This is a genomic window from Pseudomonas gingeri (assembly GCF_013386115.1).
In the GTDB taxonomy this organism is placed as follows: domain Bacteria; phylum Pseudomonadota; class Gammaproteobacteria; order Pseudomonadales; family Pseudomonadaceae; genus Aquipseudomonas; species Aquipseudomonas gingeri.
Genome location: NZ_JACAOR010000011.1, coordinates 230,448 through 256,931, shown reverse-complemented (window position 1 = coordinate 256,931; position 26,484 = coordinate 230,448). Strand labels below are relative to the sequence as shown.

The following is a 26,484-nucleotide window of genomic DNA, read 5'->3' as shown; positions in this document are numbered from 1 at the left end:
ATGGCGCTGCTGAAACGACTGGCCGAAGGCGACCGCCCGGCCCTGGACTTCACCCTCGACGGCGAGCCGGCCAGCGGCCTGCTGGGCGATACCCTGCTGACCGCGCTGCTCACCCGTGGTGAATACCTGCGCCACAGCGACTTCAGCGGCGAGCCCCGCGCAGGCTTCTGCCTGATGGGCGCCTGCCAGGACTGCTGGGTTCGACTGGCCGACGGGCGTCGGGTGCGGGCCTGTTCGACCCTGCTCGAAGCCGGGCAACAGGTCAGTCGTGAAGGAGGCGTACGCTCATGAGCGCTGTGGTGATCGTCGGTGCCGGACCGGCCGGGATTCGTGCCGCCCAGACCCTGGTCGAGCATGGCCTGCGCCCGGTATTGCTGGATGAGTCCGCCCGCGGTGGCGGCCAGATCTATCGGCGCCAGCCGGAGAACTTCCGTCGCTCGTCGCAACAACTGTATGGTTTCGAAGCCCGCAAGGCCGACGCGATTCACCAGAGCCTCGATAACCTGCGCGGGCAACTCGACTACCGTCCCGATACGCTGGTGTGGAACGCCGAGGACAACGCCCTCGATACCCTGCAACAAGGTCGGGCCGGACGCCTCGACTACGCTGCCGTGATCGTTGCCACCGGGGCCACCGACCGCGTGCTGCCGGTGTCCGGCTGGACCCTGCCGGGAGTGTTCAGCCTCGGCGCGGCGCAGATCGCCCTGAAATACCAGGGGTGCGCCATCGGCCAGCAGGTGGTGTTCGCCGGCAGCGGTCCCCTGCTCTACCTGGTGGCCTATCAGTATGCCAAGGCCGGGGCCAGGGTCGTCGCGGTCCTCGACAGCTCGCCCTTCGCCGCACAGTGCAAGGCCCTGCCGCGATTGCTCGGGCAGCCGCTGACCCTCGCCAAGGGCCTGTACTACCGGGGCTGGTTGAGCGCGCATGGCATCCCCGTGCACCAGGGCGTGCAACTGGAACAGATCGAAGGCGAGCAACGTGTCCGTGCGCTGCACTGGCGCCAGGCCGGTCGCCTGCAGTCGCTCGAGTGCGATGCCGTGGCCTTCGCCCATGGCCTGCGCAGCGAGACCCAACTGGCGGACCTGCTGGGTTGCCATTTCAGCTGGAACCCGTTGAACCGCAGTTGGCTGCCGGACCGCGATCGCGCCGGTCGCAGCAGCGTGACCGGGATTTACCTGGCGGGCGATGGCGCCGGCATCATGGGCGCCGACGCGGCGGAAATGGCCGGTGAACGTGCGGCCCTAGCGCTGCTGGAAGACCTGGGGCACAGCGTCGACCCGGCACGCGGCAGCCGCCTGGAACAACGCCTGGCCCGCATCGAGGGTTTTCGCCAGGGCCTGGAAAGCGCCTTCCCGTTTCCCTCGCAATGGGCACAGGACGCCCCGGACGAACTGATGCTCTGTCGTTGCGAGGAGGTGCGGGTCGCCGACGTCCGGGCGGTGGTCCGCGAGGGCCACTGGGAGATCAATCGGGTCAAGGCCCATTGCCGGGTCGGCATGGGCCGCTGCCAGGGGCGGATCTGCGGCGCGGCGGCGGCGGAAATCATCGCCAGCGAAAGCGGCCTGGCCCTCGACACCATCGGCCGCCTGCGTGCCCAGGCGCCGATCAAGCCATTGCCGTTCGGCGTGGAGATCGCGCCATGATCGACGTCGAAGTAGCGATTCTCGGCGGCGGCATCGTCGGCGCATCGGCGGCCCTGGCCCTGAGCCGCCAGGGCCGCGGCGTGGTGCTGCTGGAGCGGGATTTCTGCGGTTCCCATTCCAGCGGTGTCAACTACGGTGGCGTCCGTCGCCAGGGCCGGCCGCTGTCGCAGTTGCCGCTGTCGCAACGTGCCCACGGGATCTGGAGCCGCCTGCCGGAACTGCTCGGCATCGACGGCGAATACCAGCGTTCCGGGCATCTCAAGCTGGCCCGCAGCCTCGACGACCTGGCCGCCCTGCAGGCCTACGCCGACAGCAGCCAGGGCTTCGGCCTCGACCTGCAGATACTCGATCGCGCACAGTTGCACCGGCGTTTCCCCTGGGTCGGGCAGATCGCCGAGGGTGCGTCGTTCTGCCCCGATGACGGTCACGCCAACCCGCGACTGGTGTCCCCGGCGTTTGCCCGTGCGGCCCGCCAGCTCGGGGCAAACGTACTGGAACAGAGCGAGGTCAGCCAGGTCGAGCATGATGGCCGGCACTTTCGCCTGCGCACGCGCAACGGCCACGAGATCCGTGCCGCCTGGCTGCTCAATTGCGCCGGCGCCTGGGCCGGCAGTCTCGCCGCGCAATTCGGTGAAGCCGTGCCCCTGCACTCCGGTCACCCGGCGATGCTGGTGACCGAACCGTTGCCGCTGGTGATGGACGCCAGCACCGGTGTCGAGGGCGGCGGCATCTATGCGCGCCAGGTCGCTCGCGGCAACTGCGTGCTGGGCGGCGGCCAGGGTTTTGCCCTTGATGATGCCCGGGCCCGCCCGGGGCAGACCGCCGTACTGGAGATTCTGCGCCAGGCCGTCGAACTCTATCCGTTTCTCGAAGGTGCCCAGGCGATTCGCACCTGGAGCGGCACCGAAGGTTACCTGCCCGACCGCCAGCCGGTGATCGGCCCGAGCGCAACCCAACCCGGCCTGCTGCACGCCTTCGGCTTTGCCGGGGCTGGTTTCCAGATCGGCCCGGCGGTGGGCGAAGTCCTCGCCGAGCTGGTGTGCCAGGGCCGCTCGTCGACGCCGATCGAGGCGTTTTCCATTACCCGTTTCCACGCCACTCCCGCCGTCTGAGCGGGCCGTCAGAACCCAGAGGAAGATCGCGCCATGAAGAATGCCCCACGCAATGCCCTGATCGGTTTGTCCTGCCTGCCTCTCACTGCCCTGCTGCTCGCCGCGCCGGCCCGGGCCGAGCCCACGCTGTACCTGGGCATGAACGGCGGGACCATGGAACGCCTGTACAGCGACAAGGTGCTGCCGCCCTTCGAAAAGGCCAACAACGTCAAGGTGGTCATCGTCCCCGGCACTTCCGCGGACATCCTGGCCAAGGTCCAGGCAAGCAAGGACAACCCGCAGATGCACGTGATCTTCCTCGATGACGGGATCATGTACCGGGCGATCTCCATGGGCCTGTGCAGCAAGCTCGCCGACAACCCGACCCTGGCGCAGATCCCGGCCAAGGGACGGATCAAGGACGAAGCGGTGGCGGTCAGCCTGGGCGTGACCGGACTTGCCTACAACACACGCCTGTTCAAGGAAAAAGGCTGGGCCGCGCCGACCTCGTGGATGGACATGGCGGACAGCAAGTACAAGGACAAGCTGGTGTTCCAGTCGATGTCGTCCTCGACCTTCGGCCTGCACGGGTTCCTGATGTTCAACCGGCTGCAGGGCGGCAGCGAAACCAATGTCGACCCGGGCTTCAAGGCCTGGCCGAACAGTGTCGGGCGTAACGTGCTGGAGTACATCCCGAGTTCGGCCAAGCTCTCGGAGATGGTCCAGACCGACGAGGCAGCGCTGTTCCCGCTGACCCCGACCCAGGTCACCGCGCTCAAGCTCAAGGGGATCCCGGTGGAATACGCCCAGCCCAAGGAGGGCGCGGTGGTGCTGAACGTGGCCGAGTGCGCGATTGCCAACAACACCCAGCCCGAACTGGCGCAGAAACTCGCCGAGTTCCTGTTGACGCCCGAAGCCCAGGCGGCGGCGCTGGAGGATGGCGACCAGATTCCGTCCAACCCCAACACGCCGACCACCGACCGTACCCGCGGCCAGGTCGAGGCCATGAAAAAATACCTGGATACCGCGGTGGCCATCGACTGGGACCAGGTCAACCTGCTGCGCCCGGAATGGAACGCCCGCTGGAACCGCAGCATCGAGCGCTAGCCTGCGCGACCGGGCCCGTCAGAACCCCACGTCGAGAATCACGTTGTCGGTGTAGGTGCCGGCCGGCGGCGTGTTCTGGTCGGGGTAGACCTTGGCGTTGTAGTTGAACACCTGGCTGCCCAGGCCCAGGCCGTTGCCCGGACTGACCTCGGCGTCGCTGCTCGAGCGACGGGCCGGCCCGACGCTGCCCCAGACCGTGGTGCCGGCACTCTTGAAGATGTCGTAGGACAGGAAGTTGCCCCCCGAGACCATCCGCCGCCGGCCGCCGCTGGCGTTCTGGCCGGGGTCCAGGCCGACCGTGTAGGGACTGCCCTTGGTGCACGACACATTGATGGTCTGGTTGATCGTCCCGAAGGCGCTGATCACCGGGGCGCCACCAAAACTGATATTCGGCGCGCTCACCGTGCAGTCGTTGCTGACGGTCATGTTCACGGTCAGGCTGGCCGTGCCGGTGCTGACGTCACGCCCCAGGCAGATACCCAGCGCACCGATGCCGGCACAATAATTCCAATCCCAGTAGATGCTCAGGGTCTCGGTGTAGATCCCCGCCGCGACGTTGCTGCCGATTATTGTCCCGAAGTAGATCGGCACGGTCTTGGGCGTCGAGCCGCCGAGCAGACCCAGCAGGTCGATGATGCCATTGCGGGCAAAATCATAGGGCGTGTTCCGGGTGATCAGGTAGGCCGCGCCGGTATTGTTGCTGGCGTAGATGTTGTAGCTGATGACATCGCCGGTGGGACCGACCATGCCAGCAGTGCTGGAACTGATGGTGGCATAGAAGTGATCGTTGGTGGTCAGCAGGGTCAGCAGCGAACCGGTACACCTCAGCCCGGCATTGGTGGTCGACGTCGATTGCACCGTGGTCCGTGTCAGGATCGAACTCACCGGACCGAAACCCGCCGCTGTCGTGGCAACCACCGAACACAACGCCTGGGCCTGGGACGCCAACCCGCTCAACAGCAGAACCGAGACCAGACTACGCACCTTCATTCGACACCTCCTGTGTCTATCGACAGACCAGCGGGCCGACCAGAGGCACCTGCTCGGCAGACTCCTGCATGGCGAACTGCACCCGGCAGGTGCCGCCATCGGCCAGGGTCACCTTGAGGCTGTTCTGCTTCGCCAGGTTTTCCAGGTAGACCAGGCCATCCCAGCCCACCACGGCCGCCGCCCCGGTCTGCTCATGGATGACGTTGGCCCCCAGGGGCAACGGCTGGTTGTGGCTATCCACCAGTTCGACGCTGGCGGCAACGATCCGGCTCAACGGGAATTTCAGCAGGTAGCCGCTGCCGCGACGGACCGCAACGCGCTGCTCGACCGTCGGGCTCTGGACGTTGGCCGGCAGGTTCAGCGGATCGATTTCGTATTTGCCGCGATAGTAGCCGCTGCTCCAGGGCACCAGCAGCCGCCCGGACTTGTCGGTCTCGCCCACCAGCTGGTTTTCGTAGCGCACCGGCACCTTCGGGTAACCGTCGGTGCTGACCACCACGAATGCGTCGTTGATGCGGTTGGCGGCGAAGACCTGCTTGTCCATCCACACCAGCGAACCGCTGGCATCGGCCCAGCGGGTCTCGGCCTCGCTGCTGCCGTAGACGCCGGCCTGCAACTGCACCGACTGCAGGCGCCAGGTCAGGTCGGCCTGGCGGTAATCCGGGCCCCGACCATGACCATAGCCGAGGTTGTAGCCCACACCGCCCTGGCTGGGTACGGCGCGACTGTAATTGACCCGCTCGAGGCTCGCGCCGCTCTTGTCACGCTCGACACTCATGCTCAGGCTGCCGTTGAGGTCGAAGGGAATCACGACCTGGGCCTGCACCGCCCAGTTGCTGTCGCCGATTTCACGGTTGGCCGACAGGTAGAAACTGCTGTTGCCCCACAGCGGACGGTTCCAGGTCAGGTTGAGCAGGCGGGTGCGAGAGTCGTCGGCGGCACGGATATCGAAATAACCGGCGCCCAGGCTGCCCCAGCTGTCAAGGTTGAGGCTGGCCGTGACCTGCTCGCTGCGTTTGCTCAGGCTGATCGACGGCGTGTCGATGACCGTCAGGTCGGCGTATTGATCGTGACGCTCCAGTCGCTGGTAGGACAGGCTGTAGCGCTGGCTGCTGTACTGGTAGCCGAGGCTGACCTGCTGGCCCTGGCGACCGTCGAAACGGCTCTGGCTGAAAGCGCTGTTGAGCACGCCGAAGTTGCCCAGGCGCAGGTTGCCGCCGACACCGCCCAGGGCCAGGTCGCTGGACGCCTCGGCGTGGCTTTCCAGGGTGAAGCTGTCGCTCAGGCCATAGCGCAGGCTGCCGGAGGTCACGCCCGGACCATAGCCGAAATCCCGCTGCGCATAATCGCGGCGCAGGTTACCGGCGGCCACCGAGAAATCCGCCAGGCCCTTTTGCAGCAAGGTGCTGGTGACATAGAACGGCACGGTGGTGGACACCTGTCGCCCGAGGGCATCGGTGGTCACCACCACCGCCTCGCCCGCACCGTTGATGAAGGGGATATTGGTCAGGGTGTAGGGACCGGGCTGCACATTGTCGCTGGACGACTTGAAGCCGTTGATGAACAGATCCACCGAGGACGGCACCGCCGCTTCACCGGCGAACTGCGGCAGCGGATAGGTCACCAGGTCGGGGCGCACACCGAAATCCCGGGACAGTTGCACACCGCCCAGGCGCACCGAGTTGCTCCAGGGCAAGGCGCCGCTGACCACGTCGCCGGCCTCGTAGGTCAGCAGGCGCTCATCGTCGGAATAACGCCAGGTGGTGTCGTAGCGCAGATAACCGTTGTCCAGCCCGCCGCCCGTATTCGCGCCGAAACTGCGGCGGTACTGCCCGGTGTTGGACAGGGTGCCCCAGGTGTCGAACACCCGCACTTCGTTCCAGGCCGCCAGGTAGGTGCCGGCGTCGTCGGTGTCATTGAGGTACAGGTCATAATTGAGCATCGCGCCAAAGCTGGTCAGCGCCTGGGTCCGCGGATAGGCCTGGCGGTTGCCGAGGAACTGCGCCGGCAGCCAGTCCGCCGGTACGGTCAGCAGCAGGCGCTGGCCATGGCTGTCGTATTCGCTGTGCAGGCCCGGCAACTGGTCGAGGGCCACTTCGGCGGAGACCGACGGCGGCAGTTTCATGCCGATCGCCTGCAGGTCCGAGGCCGACAGGAACAACTGGCCGGCCCGCTGCTCGACGACAATGACCTTGCCGGTGTCCATCTGGTTGACCAGCAGCTCAAGGTACAGTTGCGCATCGGGGATGGCCTCCAGGCTGGTGGGTGGCGGCGGCAGTTCACCGGCCCCGACCCGCGGGAGGAACACCAGCCAGCAACAGCCCATGGCCAGCCATGGCAGATAGTGGATATGACGAGCCCACACTCAGCTCACTCCCTGTTCTTCACTGATCCGCCTTGACGCTCTGGACCTGTGGTGCACCATTGACCCGCAACAGCAGTTCCTGGCCGCCGGCCAGGGGTTCCGGCACCGGCCAGCGCATGGTCGCCCCCGGCAGGACATACCCCATCAGGCCCTCGACCACCGGCCGGGGCTGGCCGCCCTGCCTGAGCGCCACATCGGTCAGTCGCGCATGCACCGCGCCGCGATTGCGGATCTCGATATAGGAACGCCCGCCCTCCGCCACCTTGCGCCAGCTCAGGTCAGGGACCCCGGCACTTTTCGGGTCGCGCTGGCGCGTCAGGTCTTCCTTGCTCCAGAGCCCCGCGCCATAGGTGAACAAGGGCACCGAGTAACGCATCTGGAACTGGATCGCCGCCGCCGTCTTGCCTTCCGAGGCGGCGGTATCCGGCGATTTCGCCGAGGGGATCTCATCGATGATGATGCGGTAGGCCTGCTCCCGTCCCGGTGGCACGTCGCGGGTCCGGGTCAGGCGCACCAACTGCTTCTGGCCCGGCTCGATGCGCGCCACCGGCGGACTGCCGATCACCTCGCGCTGGTTCTGGTACTGGTCGTCGAACCCGTTCTGGCTCCAGGCGAAGACCCGGATCTGCAGGTTGGTGGTTTCATTGCCGCGATTCTCCAGCCACAGCGCGCTGGCCTGCTGGTCGGCCTCCAGGACCGGGTCGATCGGCCAGATCAATACCGAGCTTGCCGCCCAGGCCTGGCCCGCGCCCAGCAAGACCATGGCCAGCACTCCGTCACGCACGGCCCGCAAGTGCCGGGAGGGTGAATACATACGCAAACTCCTTGTCGCTTCAATTGAACCGCCCCCTACCAGGACAGCTGTACCTGCAGCACATCGCTGTAGGTTCCCGCCGGCTGATTCCCCGGTAATACCACCCTGCCGTAGATCGGCAGGCTGATGTTGTTCGCATTGCCGTAGGCCACGTTCACGCTCTGGCTGATCCCCAGCGCCTGGCTCAGGCCGGCGTCGCTGAACAGCTGGTACGCCACCAGGGCGGTGCCGCTGTTGAGCTTCAGGTGACGGCCACTGTTGTTGTTCTGCCCACCATCGACACTCATGCTCAGGGTCACCCCCGGCGTGCATTGCAATTGCACTGCGCTGGTCAGCGAGGTCGACACCGTACTGGTCGACAACGCCGAGTAGCTGCCGTAGTTCAGGTTGCCGTAGTTGGAGCCCCCGCCCACCACCAGGCAACCGGCGATAATGCTGGCACTGACCTGGAAACTCGCACTGGTAACCGCCGCCAGCGGCAACGGCAGGCTGCTCGCGCAGGCCAGCAGCACGAAGGCGCATCCATGGCCGGCCATCGCACTCAGAAGCTCAATTGCACGGAGATGGTGTCGCTGTAGGTCCCGGCCGGCAGCCCGGGTTTACCCACCGCCTTGCCCCAGAGATTGATGGTCTGGGCCGCGCCGGTACTGGCCGCGAGGTTGATCACCCCATTGCTCGCCAGAATGTTGTTGTACCCGGAGTCGGTGTAGAGGTCATAAGGCACGAAGTGCGACACCCCGTCGTACAGGGCCCGGGTCCCACCGGTGGACTGCCCGTCGTGCAGGCCGCCCTGGATGGTCACGGTGGGCGTGGTGCCGGCCGAGCACTGGATCGACACCGCGCCACCGCCGGCGGCCACCAGTTGGGTGCCGGTCTGGGTGAACAGGCTATCGGTGGTACCGAAATTCAGCGTACCGAAGTTCAGGTTGGTGGCACCGGCCCCGCCGTTGACCAGGCAACTGCTGGTCAGGATCAGGGTCGAACTGATCTGCCCGGTGACGGTGGTCGCAGCCTGGGCAGCGGTGGCCAGTGCCAGGCCGAGCACTGATAAAACAAGACGCGAAGCAAGTTGCTGCATGATGCTCATCCTCTGTTGAGTTACCAGTCCAACGTGACCGTCAGCGTGTCGCGGTAAGTACCTGCCGGCAGTGCGTTGGTATTCGCCACCACGGCGCCATAGACCGGAATCGGCCTCTGGGCTCCGGTGCTGACGGCGAAATTGCGTTGTTGCCCGATGCTGTAGCTGTCGGTGCCGGCGGCATCGACGGTGAGTCGGTAGGGAATGGTCTGGCGGCCGTTGCTCAGGCGCCGGGTGGTGCCGTCACCGTTGACACCACCATCGATGGTCACGGTGAAGCCACTGACCGAGGTATTGCAGGTGACTTGCAGGGCCCCACCGCTGCCGGTGATCGCTGCGTTCAGCGGACGGGTCCAGGTCGGCCCCGAACTGCCGAAATCCAGTCGCCCGAGATTCCCGGGCATGGGCGCCACCCCGGCATTCACCTCGCAGGCCGGTGAAATGACCAGCCGGGCCTGGATGGTCCCGGTCATTACCGCCTCGGCACCGCCCGCCAGCAAAAGCAGGGGCGCGAGGGCGAGCACGACGCGGTTGCGGTATTTCATATGCCGATCCTACTTCCATCAGGATAAAACCGATTGGCCGCCCGCTCGCGGGCGACATTCCTTTTCCTGCCGGGTCCACCCGGCAGAGGTTGCTGCAAACGCCTACCAGGTGACGGTCACCTTCACGATATCGGTGTAACGGCTGACGCGCGGCACCTGGGCCAGGGGTTCGATCCGCGCATACAACGGCAGCTCCACCGAACCGCTGTCGGGCACGGTGCCGCTCAAGGCTTCGTTGACCGGCAGCGCAGTACGCCGCGCGGCATCGCGGTAGAGTCGATAGGGAATCGGGCTGCTGCGGGAATCGCCCGCCAGGTAACGCACTTCACCGATGCCGCCGTGCAGGCCACCGTCGATGCGCACTTGATAAGGGGTGTCGGGATTGCATTCCAGGCGCGGCAGGCGGGCACTGGTCAGCGCGGCGCTCAAGGGCCCCGCCGGATCGTTGAGACGGGCGGTGTTGCCAAAGTCGAGCACGCCCAACTGGTCGATGCCCGCCTCGCGGGTCACGCCGACCAACTGGCAGCCACGCATCACATTGACCCGCACCTCCACCTGGAGCTGCGCGGCCAACGCCTGGGCGCTGCACAATGCGCTCACGACTGCCAAAACCATAGGTCCTTTCACGGCCTCAATCCTTTTGAGGGATGGCTTGCTAACATCAGGTTAGCAGTGAAGGACAAAGCTGCCAGCCGAGTCAGAAATTCAGCCACATATTTGCAGTACTTTTCCTAGGTCTTTTCACTCAAGACCCTGTAGTTCTTCTCGGAAAAAGCTGTATTCACAGTAGAATTTCGTTCAGAGGTGCCGGGATTCAACGGAACGGCCTGGAACATTTTGTTTCGATTAGGCGAGCGACTCGGCTACCAACCCAGCGTCACGACGACCGTATCGCGGTAGGGTCCGGCAGTCCGCGTGCGAGCGCTATCAAGATCATGGACCCGGGGGTCGACCTTGACGGTGAACTGGGTCGGACTGTTGGGCGAAGAACCACAGCTCACCGCCAGGTTGTCCCGGATCCCGGGCAATCGGGGGTCGAGCGGCTTGCTTCGATCCAGGCCCGCACCGGCGGCGTGGCTGACTTCACAACCGGCAGTGATCACCAGGCGGGCCTCGATATGCCCGCCAACAGCCGCCCGGGCACTGTCGGGCAGCAGGCAGAACGCGCCCAGCGCGAGCAACAGTCGATGGATGGAGTGCATGGGTCGGTCCCGTTCTTCAGGCATTCGCACGGGCTCCGCTCAATGGCTCAATCCATTTGAGCGGCGGGGACCTTGACGAAAAAAGCCGAGCGATGAAAAGCGCCTCAGAATAAACGGTATGGCCATATGCCTGCATTGGTTTTATGTGCAAGCCGACATATGGCAGCGCAAAACATCGTCGCGCGCCCTTCAGGAATTGCTGACTGCCACATTTTGTATGGTTAAATTAGCGCGACTGTCGCCAAGATAGCCTTGCGCCATCTGCGCGACGACGCTTGCCAGGACACCATGACCGGGACGATCAGGATTTTCACCTAAGGGGACCTTCTCCGTTGGCCGCTCTACCTCCTCATCGCCCCGGCGTGAAATCCCGCTGGCCGGCCCTGCGCCGGTTGTTCGGCAAGGCCCTCTCCGGCAAGGCCGGCGTGGTAGCGCCGCACCATGACGTGCACGAGTATTTCCGGCACAAGGCCAGCCATCAGGGTTATACCCTGAGCCACAGCCAGCAGCGGGTCATCGAACGCATGGCCCAGCAGGCCACCGCGCTGTTGCAGGCCTCGCCCCAGCAGCGCCAGCGCAGCCTGTACCTATATGGTGCCGTCGGTCGCGGCAAGAGCTGGTTGCTGGACGGTTTTTTCCAGGCCGTGCCGATTGCCGAGAAACAGCGCCTGCATTTCCACGATTTCTTCGCCCGCCTGCACCAGGGCATGTTTATCCATCGCGAAGAACCGGATGCCCTCGGCCGCACACTCGACGAACTGCTGGAGGGATGCCGGCTGCTGTGCTTCGACGAATTCCATGTCCATGACATCGGCGATGCCATGCTGATCACCCGGCTGTTCAAGGCGCTGTTCCAGCGCGGCGTGCTGTTGGTGGTGACGTCCAATTACCCGCCCCAGGGCCTGCTGCCAAACCCGCTCTATCACGCGCGGTTCAAACCGGTGATCGATCTGATCCACGCGCGGATGGATGTCATGGAAGTCGGCGGCCCCCACGACTACCGCAGCCAGCCGCGCAGTCATGCCCAGCAGCAATTCACCCACGGCCAGTACATCTGGCCCGGCAGCCTCGAACAACGCCAGGCCCTGCAACTGCCGGAGCGCGGGGCCGCGGCCTCCCCGCTGGTGGTCGGTGCGCGTCAACTGAGGGTGCGCCAGAACCAGGATCGCCACGTGCGCTTCGAGTTCGCCGACCTGTGCGAAGAACCCACCGCGGTGATGGACTACCTGGAGCTGTGCCGGCGTTTCGATACCTGGATCATCGACGAACTGCCCAGCCTCGAGAACTGCTCGATCGCCGCCCAGCAGCGTTTCATCAACCTGATCGACGTCCTCTACGACCAGGACAAGCGCCTGCTGCTGATCGGCGCACAGCCGCTGCGCGACAGTCTCGGCGGCAATGCCATCGACCTGGCGCGCACCCGTAGCCGCCTGGGCCAGCTGGTGGAAGTCGGTCCCCGAACGCAACCATGAGCAAGGTCGCCTCCACACCGTTATGATGGCGGCCTTTTTCGCTGATCGTGACCCGTACGGACCTCCGCTTATGGATACCCTTGCCCAACTGCGCGCCGGCCAATTGACCGGCATCAAGCGACTCGACCTGTCCTGCGGGCTCACCGAGTTTCCCCGGGAAATCTTCCAGCTGGCCGACTCCCTGGAAATCCTCAACCTGAGCGGCAACCAGTTGAGCAGCCTGCCGGATGACCTGCATCGCCTGCCGCACCTGCGCATCCTGTTCTGTTCCGACAACCTGTTCACCGAGCTGCCCGCCTGCCTGGGCCAGTGCGCCCGGCTGAGCATGGTCGCCTTCAAGGCCAATCGCATCGAACACGTGCCGCCGGCGGCATTGCCGCCACTGTTGCGCTGGTTGATCCTGACCGACAACCGGATCGGCGAACTGCCCGATGAACTGGGCCGCCGCCCCCTGCTGCAAAAGCTCATGCTGGCGGGCAATCGCCTGCGACACCTGCCGGCGACCCTGGCCGATTGCCACAAGCTCGAACTGATCCGCATCGCCGCCAACCAGTTGAGCGAACTGCCGCAGTGGCTGCTGACCCTGCCCAGCCTGGCCTGGATCGCCTATGCCGGTAATCCGCAACTCGATCACACCGGCGAGGTCCTGGCCGGTGACAGCACGCCGAATATCGGCTGGGCCCGGTTGCAGCTCGGGCAACGGCTGGGCGAAGGTGCTTCCGGCGTCATCAGCCAGGCCCTGTGGACCCGGCCTTCGGCACCGGACCAGGCCGTGGCGGTCAAGCTGTACAAGGGCAGCATGACCAGCGACGGTTCGCCCCAGAATGAAATGAATGCCTGCATCGCCGCCGGCCTGCACCCGAACCTGATCCGGGTCGAGGGTCGTATCGTCGATCATCCCGATGGCCAGGCCGGCCTGGTGATGGAACTGATCGATCCGCAATTCGCCAATCTCGCGGCGCTGCCCAGCCTCGACTCGTGCAGCCGCGATGTGTACCGGGACGAGACCCGCTTCAGCGCCGATCAGGCCTTGCGCATGGCGCGGGGAATCGCCTCGGTGGGTGCGCACCTGCATCGCCTGGGGCTGTGCCACGGCGACCTGTACGCCCACAATATTCTCTACAACGAAGCCGGGGATTGTCTGCTCGGGGATTTTGGCGCCGCATCGTTCCATGCCCCGACCGACAGCCTGGAAACCCGCGCCCTGCAACGTATCGAGGTGCGTGCGTTCGGCATTTTCCTGGGGGAGTTGCTGGAGCGGATCGACGGGGAAATGGACCGGCCCGCGCTTGAGTCGCTGCAGGCCTTGCAGTTGCGCTGCGTCCAGCCGGATGTACTGGCCCGGCCGGGGTTCGAGGCGATCTGCGCGGATTTGCTGTAGCAGCAGCGGGAGGCCTGCTGAGACTGGCCTTGCCGGTCAGGCCGCTATCGCCAGCAACCGGCTCCTGCAAGTTCGTCGCACCACAAGATATCAGTGTGCCCACGGCCCTGCAGGAGCCGGCTTGCTGGCGATAAGGCCACTAAGAACGGCTCCTGCAGCAAGCCGTACATAGCCTGAAATCAGCCCGCCAGGCCGACGAACATGTCCTGCACGTCATCATGGTTGTCCAGGCCTTCGAGGAAGGCTTCGACTTCCGCCATCTGCTCGTCGCTCAAGCCGCTGACCGGGTTCTTCGGCTGGTAGCCCAGCTTGGCCGACAAGACGGTGAAACCCTGCTCGGGCAAGGCTTTCTGCACGGCGTCGAGATCGGTCGGCTCGGTGATGAACAGGGTCGCGCCCTCTTCGCCCGCCTCGAAATCCTGCGCGCCGGCTTCGATGGCCGCCACTTCCGGGTCCGCATCCGGGGTATCCGGCGCGGCTTCGATCAGGCCGACATGGTTGAAGTCCCACGCCACCGAACCCGAGGCACCCAGCTGGCCCTTGCGGAAGGCCACGCGGATTTCCGCCACGGTACGGTTGATGTTGTCGGTGACGCATTCGACGATCAGCGGCACCTGATGGGGGGCGAAGCCTTCATAGGTCACACGGTGGTACTGCACGGTCTCGCCCAGTTGGCCGGAACCTTTCTTGATCGCACGTTCCAGGGTCTCACGGGGCATCGAGGCCTTTTTCGCCTGCTCCACCACCAGGCGCAGGTGCGCGTTGGTGGTGATGTCCGCGCCATTGCGCGCGGCGATGGTGATTTCCTTGACCAGTTTGCCGAACAGCTTGCCCTTGGCGTTGGCTGCCGCCTCTTTGTGTTTAACCTTCCACTGTGCGCCCATTACTCACTCTCTCGATCAGTGGCGTCGTGACATCTATTGGCCGACGCTTTGCGCGCAGTTTATACGGCAAAAAGTCGCTGATCGACCAAAACCTGACAATCGCTACGACTCTACCCAGATCATCGTAGGCAAATTCCCAAAAGCCGTTTTGCTATGTCCAGGCGTCCGCGGCATTTCGTACCCTCTGCCGCAAAATCCCCTATAAGAAGAGATGCAATGGCTCAGGACAAGGAACGACTGATCTCACTGGCGATCCTCCCTTTCGCGACGCCCTTCCAGGTCATTCACTTCAGCGGGCGCGAGGCCCTGAACCGGCCCTATCGTTTTGAAATCGAACTGCTGGGCGATGATCCCGAGCTGGACCTGAACCTGCTGCTGCAACAGCCGGCATTCCTCAGTTTCGGCCGGGCCCGGGAAGGTGCCCACGGCCTGATCCATGAAGTCAGTCGTCGCCATCTCAACCCGGAGCTGTGCCACTACCGGATGGTCCTGGGCCCGCGCCTCCAGCTTCTCGAACGCAATGCCAGGCGCCGGGTGTTCTACGACCTGAGCGTCCCCGAGATTCTTCGCCAGTTGCTCGAGAGCCACGGCCTGACCGCCGCCGACTATCGCTTCGAACTCCACCAGGGCATCTACCCACCGCGTCCGCAATGCCAGCAACACGACCAGGACGACCTGCAGTGGCTGAACCGGCTATGCGAGGAGGAAGGCATTCACTATCACTTCGAACACAGTCCCCGACAGCATGTCGTGGTATTCGCCGAAGATCCCCAGGCCTTTCCCGAGCGCGCCGGTACCGTACCCTACCGTGAAACCCCGCCTGACGACGGGCAGCCGGTGATCAGCCGACTTCACGAACGCCACGCGATGCTTTCCCACGCCGACCCTCAGCGGCCGGCCGGGGTCGTTTGTCCGCACTGGTCGGAACAGGCCTGGAACCCTGCACCCGAGCCTGACGGTGCGGCCAATCAGGCAGGGGCCTATGGCCCGCCCCCGGCGATTGCCGATCCGCAGCAACGGCATGCCCTGCAACGCAGCCGGCGAACCCTGGAGCGGTTGCGCTGCGAAGGCCGGCAGGTCCTGGGCAACAGCAACCTGGGGGAACTGCACAGCGGCGATGTACACCGGCTGAGCGGCCACCCCCGTGCGACACTCAACGACCAGTGGCTGATCATCGAAGTCCAGCACTGGGGCGAGCAACGACTGAATGGCGAGGCACTCGGGCCGCTCGGTGACGAATACGGGCAGACACCCTTGTCGGATGAGCACTTCGAGGCCGGGGGCTACGGCAATCACTTCCGGGCGATCCCCTGGGCCACACCGTTTCGCCCGGCCCTGCGCCAGAAACGACCGCGGCAACAGGGTTATCAACTGGGCACCGTGCTCGGCCCGCCAGGACAGTCGGCGCAGGCGGATGCCCAGGGACGCCTGCCTGTCCGGTTGCAGGGTGCCCTGCACTCGGCGGACCACCTTCCCGGCTGCTGGATTCCCCTGGGGATGGCCGAAGGAAAAGCTCCGCCGGTAGGCAGCCAGGTGCTGATCGACTGTGTCGACCATGACCCGGACCAACTGGTGATCTGCGGTTTCCTGGCCGGGCGGGAGAGCGATATGCCCCCCGCTGCCATGCCTGCCGAGCAACCGCCGATACGCCAGCAGGACCCCTGCCATCCCGTCACGGCGTCGGGCGCAGCCGATGCACCGGGAGAGATCCACCTCTACGAACAGCCGCAGAACCCTGGCCGCTGCCTGTGCGACAGCATCTGGTACATCGTGCGCATGCCTCGCCCGGGCCTCAAGGAACTGGCACGCCTGGGCCGTGACGACATCCTGCTCGAAGGCCGCAGCGATGCCCGCGGCGTCGCCATGCTCAGTGCGTACCAGAAACACCGGCTGGCGCTGGAGCTGGGTAATACCCCGGAACAGCTCTGGCTGCTCTACCCCGGGCAATGCGTGGCCCTGCACGACTACCTGACGCAACACTGGAGCCCCGCTCAACGCCAGGCCCTGCTCCAGGGCAGCCCGCACGACAGTTGCACGCCCTGTCGTGACGAGTTGAACAGCATCTATGAATGGTTGATCAAGCCTGCCGGACCAGACTGAGCCGGGCTGGACCGAATTGAACGGTCCCTCAGGGCGCCAGCCCGAGGAACGCCTGGATCAGGCGCAGTTCGGTACGCCGCTCCAGACAACCGATCATGTGCCGGTTGCGCAAGCCATCACCGATGATCGGCACGGCGCGGATGCGCGGGTCATGGCTGACCTCCAGGGACGAGACGATCCCCAGTCCCAGGTCGGCCGCCACTGCCTCGGTCACCGCCTCGCGGCTGTCCAGCTCCAGCAACACCCGCGGGATGACCCCGGCCAGCCCACAGGCCTGGTCGAAGGTCCGGCGGGTAATCGACGAAGGCTCGCGCAACACCATGATCACCTGATCCAGGCGCTGCAGGGCGATACCTTCGCGCTCGGCCGCCCAGGGATGCCCGGCGGGCACCAGGACACAGATCCGCGACTCGCTCAAGGCTTGCAGGTGCAGCCCCTTGCGTGGCTCGACCTCGGTCAGCACCGCGACATCGGCATGCTCCGCGAGCAGCGCCGCCAATGTCTCCTGGGCATTGCCGAGCCGCAGGTTGACGGTGATTCCCGGATAACGCGCACGCAGGCTGGCCAGCATCGGCATGACCATGTGCGGCCCATCCGCCGCCACTTCCAGGCGCCCGGTGAGCAACTGGCGATTGGCTTCGAGCATGACCCGCGCCTCCTCGGCGAGCCCGAACATCGCCCGGGTGATGGCTGCCAGGCGGGTGCCCTGCTCCGTCAGTTCCACGCGCCGTGCCGTACGACGCAACAGGGTGATCTGGTAGTGCTCTTCCAAGGCCTTGATATGCCCGGTGACCGCCGGCTGGCTGATAAACAGCCGGGCGGCGGCACGGGTAAAGCTGCCCTCGCGGGCCACGGCATCGAATGCGCGGAGTTGGAACAGGTTCATTGCTATCGGCCTCACTTATAGCTCGCATAACAACAAACAATTTGATTGATGACAAGGCAAACTGCAATTTATGCCCTGTATCCCGTCAATGATCAGCGCTGCAAGGAAACCCCATGAGTACCGCCGCTCCCGTCATGTCCGGCCCTGTTCTTCTCACACCCGGCCCGCTCACCACCTCGGCCCGCACCCGCCAGGCGCTGCTGCAGGACTGGGGTTCCTGGGACGAGCGCTTCAACCGGCTGACCGCCAGTGTCTGCGAACAGTTGCTGGACATCGTCAACGGCACCGGGACCCACCATTGCATCCCGTTGCAAGGCAGCGGGACTTTTGCCGTCGAGGCGGCCATCGGCACCCTGGTGCCCCGTGACGGCAAGGTCCTGGTGCTGATCAACGGCGCCTATGGCAAGCGCCTGGCGACGATCTGCAAGGTGCTGGGCCGGGCCTTCTGCACCCTGGAAACCGCCGAGGACCAGCCGAGCGATGCCGCCGAGATCGAACGCCTGCTGCTCGCCGATCCGACCATCAGCCATGTCGCGCTGATCCATTGCGAAACCAGCACCGGCATTCTCAACCCGCTGCAGGAGATCGCCGAGGTGGTGGCCCGTTGCGCCCGACGCCTGATCATCGATGCCATGAGTTCCTTCGCCGCCTTGCCCATCGACGCCCGGCAGGTGCCGTTCGACGCGCTGATCGCCGCCTCCGGCAAATGCCTGGAAGGCGTGCCGGGCATGGGTTTTGTCCTCGCCCGCCAATCCACGCTGGCCATGGCGGCCGGCAACTCCCATTCATTGGCGATGGACCTGCATGACCAGCAGGACTACCTGGCGCGGACCGGCCAGTGGCGCTTCACGCCGCCGACCCACGTGGTCGCGGCCCTGCACGAGGCCCTGTTGCAGTATCGCGAAGAAGGCGGCCAGCCGGCGCGCCATCGACGCTATGCGGACAACTGCCGGGTATTGCTCGAGGAACTCGGCAAACTGGGCTTGCGCAGTTTCCTGCCGAGCGCGATCCAGGCGCCGATCATCGTTACCGTGCATGCACCGCAGGACCCGCGCTATCAGTTCAAGGCGTTCTACGAACGGGTCAAGGCCAAGGGTTTCATTCTCTATCCGGGCAAGCTGACCGAAGTCGAGACCTTCCGCGTGGGCTGCATCGGCCACATCGACAGCCGTGACATGCGGGCCGCCGTCCAGGCGATCGGCGACGTGCTGCGGGAAATGGAAGTCCTGGCTGTCTCAATTCGATCACGCCCAGCCGATCATTACTTTTCGTCCTTGAGGTAACCACCATGAACTACACCCAACCGACCCGATTGCAGGCAGCCATCCTCGACTGGGCCGGCACCGTCGTCGACTTCGGCTCCTTCGCACCGACCCAGATCTTCGTCGAAGCCTTCGCCGAGTTCGACGTGCAGGTGTCCATCGAGCAAGCCCGGGGCCCGATGGGCATGGGCAAGTGGGATCATATCCGCAACCTGTGCGACCAGCCGCAGATCGCCGAGCGCTATCGCCAGGTATTCGGGCGCGTGCCGAACGACGCCGATGTCACGGCCATCTACCAGCGCTTCATGCCCTTGCAGATCGAAAAGATCGCCGAACATTCGGCCCTGATCCCCGGCGCCCTCGACACCATTGCCCAGTTGCGCCAGCAGGGCCTGAAGATCGGCTCGTGCTCCGGGTATCCGGCCCAGGTCATGGCCAAGGTCGTCGAACTGGCGGCCGGCAACGGCTATGTGGCCGACCATGTGGTCGCCACCGACGAAGTGCCGAACGGCCGCCCGTGGCCGGCCCAGGCCCTGGCCAATGTGATCGCCCTGGGCATCGACGATGTCGCGGCCTGCGTGAAGGTCGACGACACGGTTCCGGGAATCCTCGAAGGACGTCGCGCCGGCATGTGGACCGTCGCCCTGGTGTGCTCCGGCAATGCCCTCGGCCTGACCCACGAGGCCTATCGCGCGCTGGACAGCGCCAGCCTTGCCGCCGAGCGCCAGCGTATCCACGGCCTCTTCGCAGGCTCGCGTCCGCACTACCTGATCGACACCATCAACGAGCTGCCCCAGGTGATCGCGGCGATCAACCAGCGCCTGGCAAACGGGGAAATGCCCCAGGCCAGCTGACCGGAACGGCCCGCCAGCGATATCAGAGCTTGATGACATGTCCACGGTCAGGCGGCACCTGGCCGTGACAGAGCTGCGAGATCACTTGCCGTGCCGCCGGATAACCTTCATCCACCTGAACCTCCAGCAGCGGTTGCGGCCCCTGGGTGACAAACCGGTAGAACCGCTGCAGGCCCTCGCCGATATGTGCACTGACACGTCCCGGGCCCCAGTCCGCATTGCGCTTGCGAATCTGGATCGGCGCAAAGAAGAACACCGGCGTGGGCCCTTCCATGGCAGTCAACCGGGCCTCGCCGGTGGTCTGCGCGGAGCCGGCGAAACAGCTGTAGACCAGCCGTCCGCCCAACTGCCGATGGACCCGGTCACGCAGTTGCAGGTCACCGGAAAAGTCCACATAAAGCGTCGGCTGCTCTTGCGTCAGCTCACTCAGTTCGTCATAGCCCAGGGTCTGCTCGTAACAGCCCAGGCCCACGACAAACGCCTTGTTGCCCGTCGATGTCAACGCGATGCGCTGCACTCCCGACTGCCCTTCCAGGCAGACGGCGGTGCCGAACGCGGTCTTGCTCGATGCACTGGAAAACACCAGGCGCGTGGCACCGAAGAACTGGTTGTCCGCCAGGAAGTCCGCCAGCATCGAGGAGGTGAGGAACAACGGCTTGAGCAGGATCTGCAGGTTCTCGGTCGCCGGGCTGTAGTACGGGTCCCAACTGCAACGGGTGTACTGGTTATAGGCCGAGGTCAGTTCCTGGCGGTGCGCCGCACCATCGTAGAATCCGCGCTCGGTCACCCGCTCCGGCTTCATCCACAGGTGACTGGCAATCGGGAAGTAACCGTAGAAACGTTCACCGACCGTCACCCCTTCGACATTCGACGCCAGCACATCGGCGAAACCCCACACCGGCATATGACCCCAGTCGTCCTCGCCGGTAGGAAAAAATCCCCAGTAGTTCATCGAGTCGCCATAGGCCGCGTAGGTGATGTTATTGGTGGTCAGCGCACAGCGCTCGACCTTCAGGATGGCCTCACCCGGCCCGGGTACCAGGCTGCGCTGCACCTGATCGAGCAGGCTGCGGTCGAGGGCATTTTTGCGGGTGAGCAGCCGTGTTACCGTGCTGGTACTTGGCATGGTCAAACTCCTTTGGCTTGGATAATGGCGAATGCACTCAGAGTAATGGCAGACCATGAAAAACGGGTTCGGAAACGCCGGCAGGCCCACTGCCAGCAGCCTCAAGCCCCGGGCCAAACCGCTCAAGCGGCCCAGCCAGGCCCGGGCGATCTTTACCGTCGAGGCGATCTACCAGGCCTTTGTTCGGATTTGGCGGCGCGACGGCTGGAAGGCCCTGACCACCCGCGCGGTTTCCCTGGAAGCCGGGGTGGCCGTCGGCACCCTGTACGACTACTTCCCGAGCAAGGAAGCCCTGCTCTCGGGGTATGTGCGCCATAGTGTCGAGCGCCTGCTGCAACAGCTCGACGCACAGGTGATCCAGCCCACGGACCTTGACTGGCGGACCCGGGTAGAACGCCTGATACGCCTGAGCGGCCATCCCGCCGCGCCGGACCAGCCCTTGTTCGACTACGAGTTGTTGATGCTCGAACACCAGATCGCCGAGCCCAAGCACCACCAGCGGGTCTTCGAGGAATTGTCCAGGGCCTGGCACCAGGCCTTCGCGGCCTGCACCGACCTCGCACAGCCACCGACCGCCGGGCAGGTCGACGCCTGGCTGGTACTGGTCTGGGGCGGACGACGTTATTGCCGTCTCGCGCAGCTGTCAGCGGCGGCCATGGACAACTGGCTGGCGCAGACCCAGGCGCTGGTCACCCGGCACCTGGAGCCTGCGACCTGAAGGTCAGGCCTTCTTGTGCTGCTCGACCCACTGCGCGTAGGCATCGATAAAGCCCTGCAGGAACGGCTTGCTCTGTTCCGCCAGCCTGCCTGACTCATCGAAGGCGCTGCCCGCGCCGCCGAAATAGGCTTCCGGCTGCTGCATGCACGGCACATTGAGGAACACCAGCGACTGGCGCAGGTGATGGTTGGCACCAAAGCCCCCGATGGCTCCCGGCGATACGCTGATCACCGCGCCGGGCTTGCCGCTCCAGGCGCTCTTGCCATAGGGCCGGGAACCGACGTCGATGGCGTTCTTCAGCACGCCGGGCACCGAGCGGTTGTATTCCGGGGTCACGAACAGCACCGCATCGGCACTGGCGACCTGCTGGCGGAACGTCGTATAGGCCGCCGGCGGCGCGCCATCGATATCTTCGTTGTAGAGCGGCAGGTCGCCGATCTCGACGATCTTCAACGTGAGGCTGGCTGGCGCGAGAGCGGCCAGGGCCAGCGCGACCTTGCGGTTGAGCGATTCTTTTCTCAGGCTGCCGACCAGGACAGCGACGGTATGGACAGTACTCATGGACATTCCTGATAGTCGGGATAAGGGAGCTTTAGTTATAGATGATCAGGCGCCATGGCTCGCGCTATTTTCTTCCCGCCAGTCCGGCATTACCCCGCGCGAAACCGGAAGTCTGTAGGATAAGCGGACTATTTTTTCCATAGTGCAAAACTTCCCCCGCCAAACCACGGTCTACTGAGCCGCTAATCGGGTGTTCATTTCCAGAGGTTCTAAACAGATGGCCGCAGTACTCGTCGGACAATTTCATGCCAGGGACGCGGAAGGTCGCGTCTATTCCGTGCATGAGTTCCAGGAATCCACGCCTTCAGCCGAAGGCCTGGCCGGCACGGAGCCAGTCACCACCTACAAGCTCGCCATTGGCGACCGCGTCAATAAACTCGACGACAACGAGTTCCTGCTGGTGCAATCGGGGATAACCATCATCCGCGAGCCAGAGAGCAACGTTGTCGCTTCATAACTCATCGTTATCAGCCGTCACCCTGAGCTGCAGTCTTGCGCGCCAACTTGAGTTAGGATCAGTCCACTGACCTCCTCTGTGCTGGACATGGACTTCACGCATGCGTTTACGCCATATCGAAGCAATCCAGGCCATCCTGCAGACCGGCAACCTCGGCGCCGCCGCCGAGTTGCTGCAGCTGCCGGCGTCCACGCTCAGTACCACCTTGCAGGATGCCGAACAGCAACTGGGCTTCCTGTTGTTCGCCACCGTGCGCGGACGGATGCAGGCGACGCGTGAAACCCGCGAACTGCAACCGCTGATCAACCGCCTGTATCGGGAGCTGGAGCCACTGCGCCGCCTGGCCGGTGAGCTGCGCCAGCATCAGGAGCCGCCCTTGCGGGTGATCTGTACCCCGACGCTCGCCCAGCACCTGCTTCCACAAAGTATCGCGGCCCTGCGCCGACGCTTTCGCGAAACGCCCTGCACACTGTCCAGCCAGCACACCCGCGACATCGTCCGCAGCCTGCTGTTGCACGAGATCGATCTTGGCCTGAGCCTGCACAACCCCGAACACCCGCAGATCCAGTGCGAAGCGTTGACCCAGGGCAAACTGCAACTGCTCGCCCCCCACGGCTGGCTGCAGCCCAGGCAGAAATACATTTCCCTGCAGGACCTGGCGGGACAATCGATGGTTGGCCTGGAGGAACAGGACACCCTCAGCCTGCTGCTCGATGGCAAGCTGCAGGCCCTGCGTCCGCAGCCGCTGGTGCAGACGCGGGTCCAGACCTACCAGATGATGCGCAGCATGGTCGAAGCCGGCGAAGGCCTGGCGATTGTCGACCCGTTCACCGCCGTGGGTGCCCGGGACGGCGGGCTGGATGCCTGTCCGCTGTCGCCGGCCATTCCCATCACCCTGTACGCCCTGACCCTGAAGGAGCACGAGCCTTCGGCGGCACACAAGGCCCTGCTGGAAATCGTCGGCGAAAAAGCCACGGCGATGCTGGCACCGTCCTGATCTGCGGATCGACGGTCAGGCAGGGCCGTGGCTAGAACAGCAGATACCAGAACAGTGCCACCTCGGAAGTCTGGGCATCGATTCCGCGATAACGCAGGTGATCCATTCCGCCCAGCACATAACCGCAGCGTTCATAGAGCCGGCATGCCCCCAGGTTGTTGTTCTGGGTTTCCAGCATGATCCCCGGCAGGTTTTTCTTGTGACTCCAGAACCGCACCACATCCAGCAGCGACTTGGCCACGCCATGGCGGCGCGCGCGGGCATCCACCGCCAGTTCGTCGACATGGGCGAAACCGTTCCAGTTGGTGCTGACCACCACATGCCCGACCGCCCGCCCATCGAGATAGGCCATGAAGATCGCACTGTCCGCCGCGCCCCGATAGCTGGCGAACTCCTCGGGGTCGATGCCATAGCACTTGCGATACGGTGCCACCGCGACCAGTGGCCACTGGTCGACCTTGCGGTTCATCTCGGCGCGGCCATAGGCCTTGACTTCGAAACTGAAATCGCTGCCCCAGATGTACTCGGAGAAGCCCTCGTCGGCCACCCGGACCGAGACGTCGGGGTCTTTCGGGTTCATGACTAAATGCATAGGGCGAACTGTCCTCAATCCTTGATGCAATCGACGGTATAGCAGCGGCCATGGCCGTCGTCTTCATGTTGCAGGCCGTGCACGTCCGCGACAAAGCCGGGAAAACCGCTGTCGAAGGCGCGGGCGAAGGCCAGGTAGTCAATGATCGAACGGGTCGCTTCGGTGAAACGCTCACCGGGCATGATCAACGGGATGCCGGGCGGGTAAGGTACCAGCATTACCGCCGCGACCCGACCTTGCAGTGCGTCGATCGACACGGCCTCGACCTCGCCACGGACCAGGCGGTCATAGGCATCGGCCGGTTTCATGGCAATTTCCGGCAGCACCGTGTACATGCGCTTGAGGTGCCTGGCCGTGGCATTGCTGCGATAACAGCCGTGCAGTTGATCACACAGGTCGCGCAAACCCATCCCCTGATAACGCTGCGGCCCCTGTTTCGCGACGGACGGCAGGCAACTGGCCAGGCCGACATTGGCGTCGTAGTTGCGCTTGAACTCCAGCAACTCGGTCAGCAGGGTGCTCCATTTGCCCTTGGTGATGCCCATGGAGAACAGCACCAGGAACGAATAGAGACCGGTCTTCTCCACCACCAGGCCGCGCTCCCAGAGAAACTTGCTGACCACCGCCGCAGGAATCCCGCGTTCGCTCAGCGCTCCGCCGGCGGTCAGGCCCGGCATCACCAGGGTGACCTTGATCGGATCCAGCAGCACGTAGTCCTCGGCGACATCGCCAAAGCCATGCCAGTCGGCCTGCGGCTCCAGCAGCCAGTCGGCGGTCTCGACCCGGTCGATACCCTCCACCCGTGGCGCCTGCCAGATGCTGAACCACCAGTCATCGGCGGCAATGTGCTGCCTCAGGTTGGCCAGGGCCCGGCGGAAGCTCAGCGCTTCATCGAACATTTCCTGCAACAGCGAGCGCCCCGCCGGGCCTTCCATCATCGCCGAGGCGACATCCAGGGAGGCAATGATGCTGTACTGCGGCGAGGTGGAGATATGCATCATGAAGGCTTCGTTGAAACGGTCGCGGTCCAGTTGTCGCGCGCCTCCGTCCTGCACATGGATCATCGAGGCCTGGCTGAAGGCCGCCAGCAGCTTGTGGGTCGAATGGGTGGTGAACACCAGCGGGCTGTCCGGGGTTCGCGAGGTGCCCATGCCATAGCGCCCGGCGAAGAACTCGTGAAAGGCGGCATAGGCATACCAGGCCTCGTCGAAATGCAGCACTTCGACACTGTTGCCCAGGCTCTGCTTGATCAGTTCGGCGTTGTAGCAGAGACCGTCATAGGTCGAGTTGGTAACCACCGCCAGCTTGACCTTGGGCACCCGGCCCCGGGTCAGCGGGCTGGCATCGATCTTCGCCTTGATCGACTCGCGGCTGAATTCGCCCAGGGGAATCGGGCCGATGATTCCCAGTTCGTTGCGCTCCGGACACAGGTACAGCGGGATGGCGCCGGTCATGATGATCGAATGCAGCACCGACTTGTGACAGTTGCGGTCCACCAGCACCAGGTCGTCGCGCCCGACCATCGAATGCCAGACGATCTTGTTCGCGGTCGAAGTGCCGTTGATCACGAAGAACGTGTGGTCGGCGCCGAAGTTGCGCGCCGCCCGCGCCTCGGCCTCGGCCAGCGGGCCGGTGTGGTCGAGCAACGAACCCAGCTCCGGTACGGACACCGACAGGTCGGAACGCAGGGTGTTTTCCCCGAAGAACTGATGGAACGCCTGCCCCACCGGACTCTTGCGGTAGGCCACGCCACCACCGTGCCCCGGCGTGTGCCAGGAATAGTTGGAGTCGGCGGTGTGCTGCACCAGCGCCCGGAAAAATGGCGGCAACAGGCCATCCAGGTAATTGCGCGCGGCCCGGGCCACCTGGCGCGCCAGGAACGGCACGGTGTCCTCGAACAGGTAAAGGATGCCGCGCAACTGATTGAGCTCGCTCATGGCATCGGCCGGCGCGTTTTCCAGGGTGACCTGTTCACCGAGGGCAAAGATCGGCAGATCGGGGGCACGGACCCGTGCCAGGCGGATCAGCTCGACCATGTTCTGCAGCAGGTGGGTGTTTTCCCCGGCGCCCTCTGCCGCGATCAGCATGCAGGCCAGGCCGTGGTGGGTCGAGGCGACCAGGCGCCCCTCGGCATAATCGACGGCGCAGAAAACGCTGAAGCCTTCCTGCTCCAGCTCTTTGGCGATTCCCCGTACCCGATCCCCGGCGACAGTGTCCGCCTTGATATCGCGGTGCACGATCAGGATCGGAAACTTCAAATCCTTGTACATGGGCTTTTCAGTCCTGAAGCGGCGGAACGTTGTCCGCCTATTCCTTCAGGGTAGAAGCTGTTTGCCCTACATGTGAACTGAAGCGAGAT

At 64.6% G+C, this 26,484-nt stretch carries 26 protein-coding genes; 12 read left to right on the top strand and 14 right to left on the bottom strand.

What is annotated here, in order from left to right; all coding sequences use genetic code 11:
* The 4 genes from HX881_RS22250 to HX881_RS22235 are packed head-to-tail and all read left to right on the top strand — an operon-like array spanning position 1 to position 3,841.
* Complete coding sequence (locus HX881_RS22250) at positions 1 to 291, top strand: (2Fe-2S)-binding protein (protein WP_017129513.1); 291 nt, start codon at positions 1 to 3, stop codon at positions 289 to 291.
* On the top strand, positions 288 to 1,643 hold the full coding sequence (locus HX881_RS22245) for an NAD(P)/FAD-dependent oxidoreductase (RefSeq protein ID WP_177086615.1): 1,356 nt from the start codon (positions 288 to 290) through the stop codon (positions 1,641 to 1,643). The genes HX881_RS22250 and HX881_RS22245 overlap by 4 nt, the downstream gene beginning before the upstream one ends.
* Positions 1,640 to 2,755, top strand: coding sequence for an NAD(P)/FAD-dependent oxidoreductase (locus HX881_RS22240; protein WP_177086613.1), 1,116 nt, complete (start codon positions 1,640 to 1,642; stop codon positions 2,753 to 2,755). Before HX881_RS22245 ends, HX881_RS22240 begins: the two co-directional genes overlap by 4 nt.
* Positions 2,756 to 2,788: 33 nt before the next feature.
* Positions 2,789 to 3,841 carry an ABC transporter substrate-binding protein gene (locus HX881_RS22235; RefSeq protein ID WP_017129516.1) on the top strand — a complete coding sequence of 351 codons (1,053 nt, stop codon included), beginning with the start codon at positions 2,789 to 2,791 and terminating at the stop codon, positions 3,839 to 3,841.
* 18 nt (positions 3,842 to 3,859) lie between these two features.
* Here HX881_RS22235 and HX881_RS22230 read toward each other — a convergent pair whose 3' ends face one another.
* The 8 genes from HX881_RS22230 to HX881_RS22195 all read right to left on the bottom strand — a co-directional run bounded on the left by HX881_RS22230 (position 3,860) and on the right by HX881_RS22195 (position 10,835).
* Complete coding sequence (locus HX881_RS22230) at positions 3,860 to 4,831, bottom strand: Csu type fimbrial protein (RefSeq protein ID WP_177086611.1); 972 nt, start codon at positions 4,829 to 4,831, stop codon at positions 3,860 to 3,862.
* A 16-nt stretch (positions 4,832 to 4,847) separates the two neighbouring features.
* Positions 4,848 to 7,157, bottom strand: coding sequence for a fimbria/pilus outer membrane usher protein (locus tag HX881_RS22225; RefSeq protein ID WP_177086882.1), 2,310 nt, complete (start codon positions 7,155 to 7,157; stop codon positions 4,848 to 4,850).
* A 58-nt stretch (positions 7,158 to 7,215) separates the two neighbouring features.
* Positions 7,216 to 8,010: a fimbrial biogenesis chaperone gene (locus HX881_RS22220; RefSeq protein WP_177086609.1), complete on the bottom strand. Its 795-nt coding sequence runs from the start codon at positions 8,008 to 8,010 to the stop codon at positions 7,216 to 7,218.
* Positions 8,011 to 8,045: 35 nt separating this feature from the next.
* Positions 8,046 to 8,546 carry a Csu type fimbrial protein gene (locus HX881_RS22215; RefSeq protein ID WP_177086607.1) on the bottom strand — a complete coding sequence of 167 codons (501 nt, stop codon included), beginning with the start codon at positions 8,544 to 8,546 and terminating at the stop codon, positions 8,046 to 8,048.
* Between the two features lie 5 nt (positions 8,547 to 8,551).
* Entirely contained in the window at positions 8,552 to 9,088 is a 537-nt protein-coding gene (locus HX881_RS22210; protein ID WP_042937119.1) for a Csu type fimbrial protein, read from the bottom strand.
* Positions 9,089 to 9,108: 20 nt separating this feature from the next.
* A complete protein-coding gene (locus HX881_RS22205) occupies positions 9,109 to 9,633 on the bottom strand; it encodes a Csu type fimbrial protein (protein WP_017129522.1) in 525 nt (174 codons plus the stop codon).
* A gap of 102 nt (positions 9,634 to 9,735) precedes the next feature.
* Positions 9,736 to 10,248, bottom strand: coding sequence for a Csu type fimbrial protein (locus tag HX881_RS22200; protein WP_017129523.1), 513 nt, complete (start codon positions 10,246 to 10,248; stop codon positions 9,736 to 9,738).
* A gap of 248 nt (positions 10,249 to 10,496) precedes the next feature.
* Positions 10,497 to 10,835: a hypothetical protein gene (locus HX881_RS22195; protein WP_177086603.1), complete on the bottom strand. Its 339-nt coding sequence runs from the start codon at positions 10,833 to 10,835 to the stop codon at positions 10,497 to 10,499.
* Between the two features lie 332 nt (positions 10,836 to 11,167).
* Here HX881_RS22195 and zapE point away from each other — a divergent pair, with 332 nt between their 5' ends.
* Together zapE and HX881_RS22185 are read left to right on the top strand one after the other, a co-directional pair.
* Positions 11,168 to 12,307 carry a cell division protein ZapE gene (zapE, locus tag HX881_RS22190; protein WP_177086602.1) on the top strand — a complete coding sequence of 380 codons (1,140 nt, stop codon included), beginning with the start codon at positions 11,168 to 11,170 and terminating at the stop codon, positions 12,305 to 12,307.
* 70 nt (positions 12,308 to 12,377) lie between these two features.
* The gene (locus HX881_RS22185) at positions 12,378 to 13,688 is read left to right on the top strand and encodes a leucine-rich repeat-containing protein kinase family protein (RefSeq protein WP_017129526.1); all 1,311 of its coding nucleotides are present in this window, start codon (positions 12,378 to 12,380) and stop codon (positions 13,686 to 13,688) included.
* Positions 13,689 to 13,867: 179 nt separating this feature from the next.
* Here HX881_RS22185 and HX881_RS22180 read toward each other — a convergent pair whose 3' ends face one another.
* Positions 13,868 to 14,572, bottom strand: a complete 705-nt coding sequence (locus HX881_RS22180) for a YebC/PmpR family DNA-binding transcriptional regulator (RefSeq protein WP_017129527.1) — start codon at positions 14,570 to 14,572, stop codon at positions 13,868 to 13,870.
* Positions 14,573 to 14,788: 216 nt separating this feature from the next.
* Between HX881_RS22180 and HX881_RS22175 the strand changes: the two genes are divergently transcribed.
* Entirely contained in the window at positions 14,789 to 16,672 is a 1,884-nt protein-coding gene (locus tag HX881_RS22175; RefSeq protein WP_177086600.1) for a type VI secretion system Vgr family protein, read from the top strand.
* Between the two features lie 28 nt (positions 16,673 to 16,700).
* Here HX881_RS22175 and HX881_RS22170 read toward each other — a convergent pair whose 3' ends face one another.
* Entirely contained in the window at positions 16,701 to 17,558 is an 858-nt protein-coding gene (locus HX881_RS22170; RefSeq protein WP_177086598.1) for a LysR substrate-binding domain-containing protein, read from the bottom strand.
* A gap of 113 nt (positions 17,559 to 17,671) precedes the next feature.
* Here HX881_RS22170 and HX881_RS22165 point away from each other — a divergent pair, with 113 nt between their 5' ends.
* A complete protein-coding gene (locus tag HX881_RS22165; RefSeq protein ID WP_177086596.1) occupies positions 17,672 to 18,841 on the top strand; it encodes a 2-aminoethylphosphonate--pyruvate transaminase in 1,170 nt (389 codons plus the stop codon).
* Between the two features lie 5 nt (positions 18,842 to 18,846).
* On the top strand, positions 18,847 to 19,674 hold the full coding sequence (gene phnX / locus HX881_RS22160; RefSeq protein ID WP_177086593.1) for a phosphonoacetaldehyde hydrolase: 828 nt from the start codon (positions 18,847 to 18,849) through the stop codon (positions 19,672 to 19,674).
* A gap of 22 nt (positions 19,675 to 19,696) precedes the next feature.
* Here the strand turns inward: phnX and HX881_RS22155 are convergent, their stop codons facing one another.
* Positions 19,697 to 20,800 (bottom strand): DUF2855 family protein, encoded by a 1,104-nt coding sequence (locus HX881_RS22155; protein WP_017129531.1) that lies wholly within the window; start codon positions 20,798 to 20,800, stop codon positions 19,697 to 19,699.
* A gap of 55 nt (positions 20,801 to 20,855) precedes the next feature.
* Between HX881_RS22155 and HX881_RS22150 the strand changes: the two genes are divergently transcribed.
* Positions 20,856 to 21,518: a TetR/AcrR family transcriptional regulator gene (locus HX881_RS22150; RefSeq protein WP_017129532.1), complete on the top strand. Its 663-nt coding sequence runs from the start codon at positions 20,856 to 20,858 to the stop codon at positions 21,516 to 21,518.
* A 3-nt stretch (positions 21,519 to 21,521) separates the two neighbouring features.
* On the opposite strand, the gene HX881_RS22145 is transcribed toward HX881_RS22150, so the two are convergent.
* Positions 21,522 to 22,079, bottom strand: coding sequence for an NADPH-dependent FMN reductase (locus HX881_RS22145; RefSeq protein WP_177086592.1), 558 nt, complete (start codon positions 22,077 to 22,079; stop codon positions 21,522 to 21,524).
* A gap of 217 nt (positions 22,080 to 22,296) precedes the next feature.
* On the opposite strand from HX881_RS22145, the gene HX881_RS22140 reads away from it, so the two are divergent.
* Both HX881_RS22140 and HX881_RS22135 read left to right on the top strand, forming a co-directional pair.
* Positions 22,297 to 22,536 (top strand): hypothetical protein, encoded by a 240-nt coding sequence (locus HX881_RS22140; protein WP_017129534.1) that lies wholly within the window; start codon positions 22,297 to 22,299, stop codon positions 22,534 to 22,536.
* 100 nt (positions 22,537 to 22,636) lie between these two features.
* Complete coding sequence (locus tag HX881_RS22135) at positions 22,637 to 23,533, top strand: LysR family transcriptional regulator (protein WP_177086590.1); 897 nt, start codon at positions 22,637 to 22,639, stop codon at positions 23,531 to 23,533.
* Positions 23,534 to 23,564: 31 nt separating this feature from the next.
* Here the strand turns inward: HX881_RS22135 and HX881_RS22130 are convergent, their stop codons facing one another.
* On the bottom strand, positions 23,565 to 24,125 hold the full coding sequence (locus HX881_RS22130; protein ID WP_042937128.1) for a GNAT family N-acetyltransferase: 561 nt from the start codon (positions 24,123 to 24,125) through the stop codon (positions 23,565 to 23,567).
* A 14-nt stretch (positions 24,126 to 24,139) separates the two neighbouring features.
* A complete protein-coding gene (locus tag HX881_RS22125) occupies positions 24,140 to 26,395 on the bottom strand; it encodes an Orn/Lys/Arg family decarboxylase (RefSeq protein WP_177086588.1) in 2,256 nt (751 codons plus the stop codon).
* Positions 26,396 to 26,484 lie beyond the last annotated feature (89 nt).

Excerpts from the sequence above, each read along its gene's own strand:
- HX881_RS22250 (WP_017129513.1), top strand. The coding sequence starts at position 1 with ATGGCGCTGCTGAAACGACTGGCCGAAGGCGACCGCCCGGCCCTGGAC.
- HX881_RS22245 (WP_177086615.1), top strand. The coding sequence starts at position 288 with ATGAGCGCTGTGGTGATCGTCGGTGCCGGACCGGCCGGGATTCGTGCC.
- HX881_RS22240 (WP_177086613.1), top strand. The coding sequence starts at position 1,640 with ATGATCGACGTCGAAGTAGCGATTCTCGGCGGCGGCATCGTCGGCGCA.
- HX881_RS22235 (WP_017129516.1), top strand. The coding sequence starts at position 2,789 with ATGAAGAATGCCCCACGCAATGCCCTGATCGGTTTGTCCTGCCTGCCT.
- HX881_RS22230 (WP_177086611.1), bottom strand. The coding sequence starts at position 4,831 with ATGAAGGTGCGTAGTCTGGTCTCGGTTCTGCTGTTGAGCGGGTTGGCG.
- HX881_RS22225 (WP_177086882.1), bottom strand. The coding sequence starts at position 7,157 with ATGGGCTGTTGCTGGCTGGTGTTCCTCCCGCGGGTCGGGGCCGGTGAA.
- HX881_RS22220 (WP_177086609.1), bottom strand. The coding sequence starts at position 8,010 with ATGTATTCACCCTCCCGGCACTTGCGGGCCGTGCGTGACGGAGTGCTG.
- HX881_RS22215 (WP_177086607.1), bottom strand. The coding sequence starts at position 8,546 with ATGGCCGGCCATGGATGCGCCTTCGTGCTGCTGGCCTGCGCGAGCAGC.
- HX881_RS22210 (WP_042937119.1), bottom strand. The coding sequence starts at position 9,088 with ATGCAGCAACTTGCTTCGCGTCTTGTTTTATCAGTGCTCGGCCTGGCA.
- HX881_RS22205 (WP_017129522.1), bottom strand. The coding sequence starts at position 9,633 with ATGAAATACCGCAACCGCGTCGTGCTCGCCCTCGCGCCCCTGCTTTTG.
- HX881_RS22200 (WP_017129523.1), bottom strand. The coding sequence starts at position 10,248 with ATGGTTTTGGCAGTCGTGAGCGCATTGTGCAGCGCCCAGGCGTTGGCC.
- HX881_RS22195 (WP_177086603.1), bottom strand. The coding sequence starts at position 10,835 with ATGCACTCCATCCATCGACTGTTGCTCGCGCTGGGCGCGTTCTGCCTG.
- HX881_RS22185 (WP_017129526.1), top strand. The coding sequence starts at position 12,378 with ATGGATACCCTTGCCCAACTGCGCGCCGGCCAATTGACCGGCATCAAG.
- HX881_RS22180 (WP_017129527.1), bottom strand. The coding sequence starts at position 14,572 with ATGGGCGCACAGTGGAAGGTTAAACACAAAGAGGCGGCAGCCAACGCC.
- HX881_RS22175 (WP_177086600.1), top strand. The coding sequence starts at position 14,789 with ATGGCTCAGGACAAGGAACGACTGATCTCACTGGCGATCCTCCCTTTC.
- HX881_RS22170 (WP_177086598.1), bottom strand. The coding sequence starts at position 17,558 with ATGAACCTGTTCCAACTCCGCGCATTCGATGCCGTGGCCCGCGAGGGC.
- HX881_RS22165 (WP_177086596.1), top strand. The coding sequence starts at position 17,672 with ATGAGTACCGCCGCTCCCGTCATGTCCGGCCCTGTTCTTCTCACACCC.
- phnX (WP_177086593.1), top strand. The coding sequence starts at position 18,847 with ATGAACTACACCCAACCGACCCGATTGCAGGCAGCCATCCTCGACTGG.
- HX881_RS22155 (WP_017129531.1), bottom strand. The coding sequence starts at position 20,800 with ATGCCAAGTACCAGCACGGTAACACGGCTGCTCACCCGCAAAAATGCC.
- HX881_RS22150 (WP_017129532.1), top strand. The coding sequence starts at position 20,856 with ATGAAAAACGGGTTCGGAAACGCCGGCAGGCCCACTGCCAGCAGCCTC.
- HX881_RS22145 (WP_177086592.1), bottom strand. The coding sequence starts at position 22,079 with ATGAGTACTGTCCATACCGTCGCTGTCCTGGTCGGCAGCCTGAGAAAA.
- HX881_RS22140 (WP_017129534.1), top strand. The coding sequence starts at position 22,297 with ATGGCCGCAGTACTCGTCGGACAATTTCATGCCAGGGACGCGGAAGGT.
- HX881_RS22135 (WP_177086590.1), top strand. The coding sequence starts at position 22,637 with ATGCGTTTACGCCATATCGAAGCAATCCAGGCCATCCTGCAGACCGGC.
- HX881_RS22130 (WP_042937128.1), bottom strand. The coding sequence starts at position 24,125 with ATGCATTTAGTCATGAACCCGAAAGACCCCGACGTCTCGGTCCGGGTG.
- HX881_RS22125 (WP_177086588.1), bottom strand. The coding sequence starts at position 26,395 with ATGTACAAGGATTTGAAGTTTCCGATCCTGATCGTGCACCGCGATATC.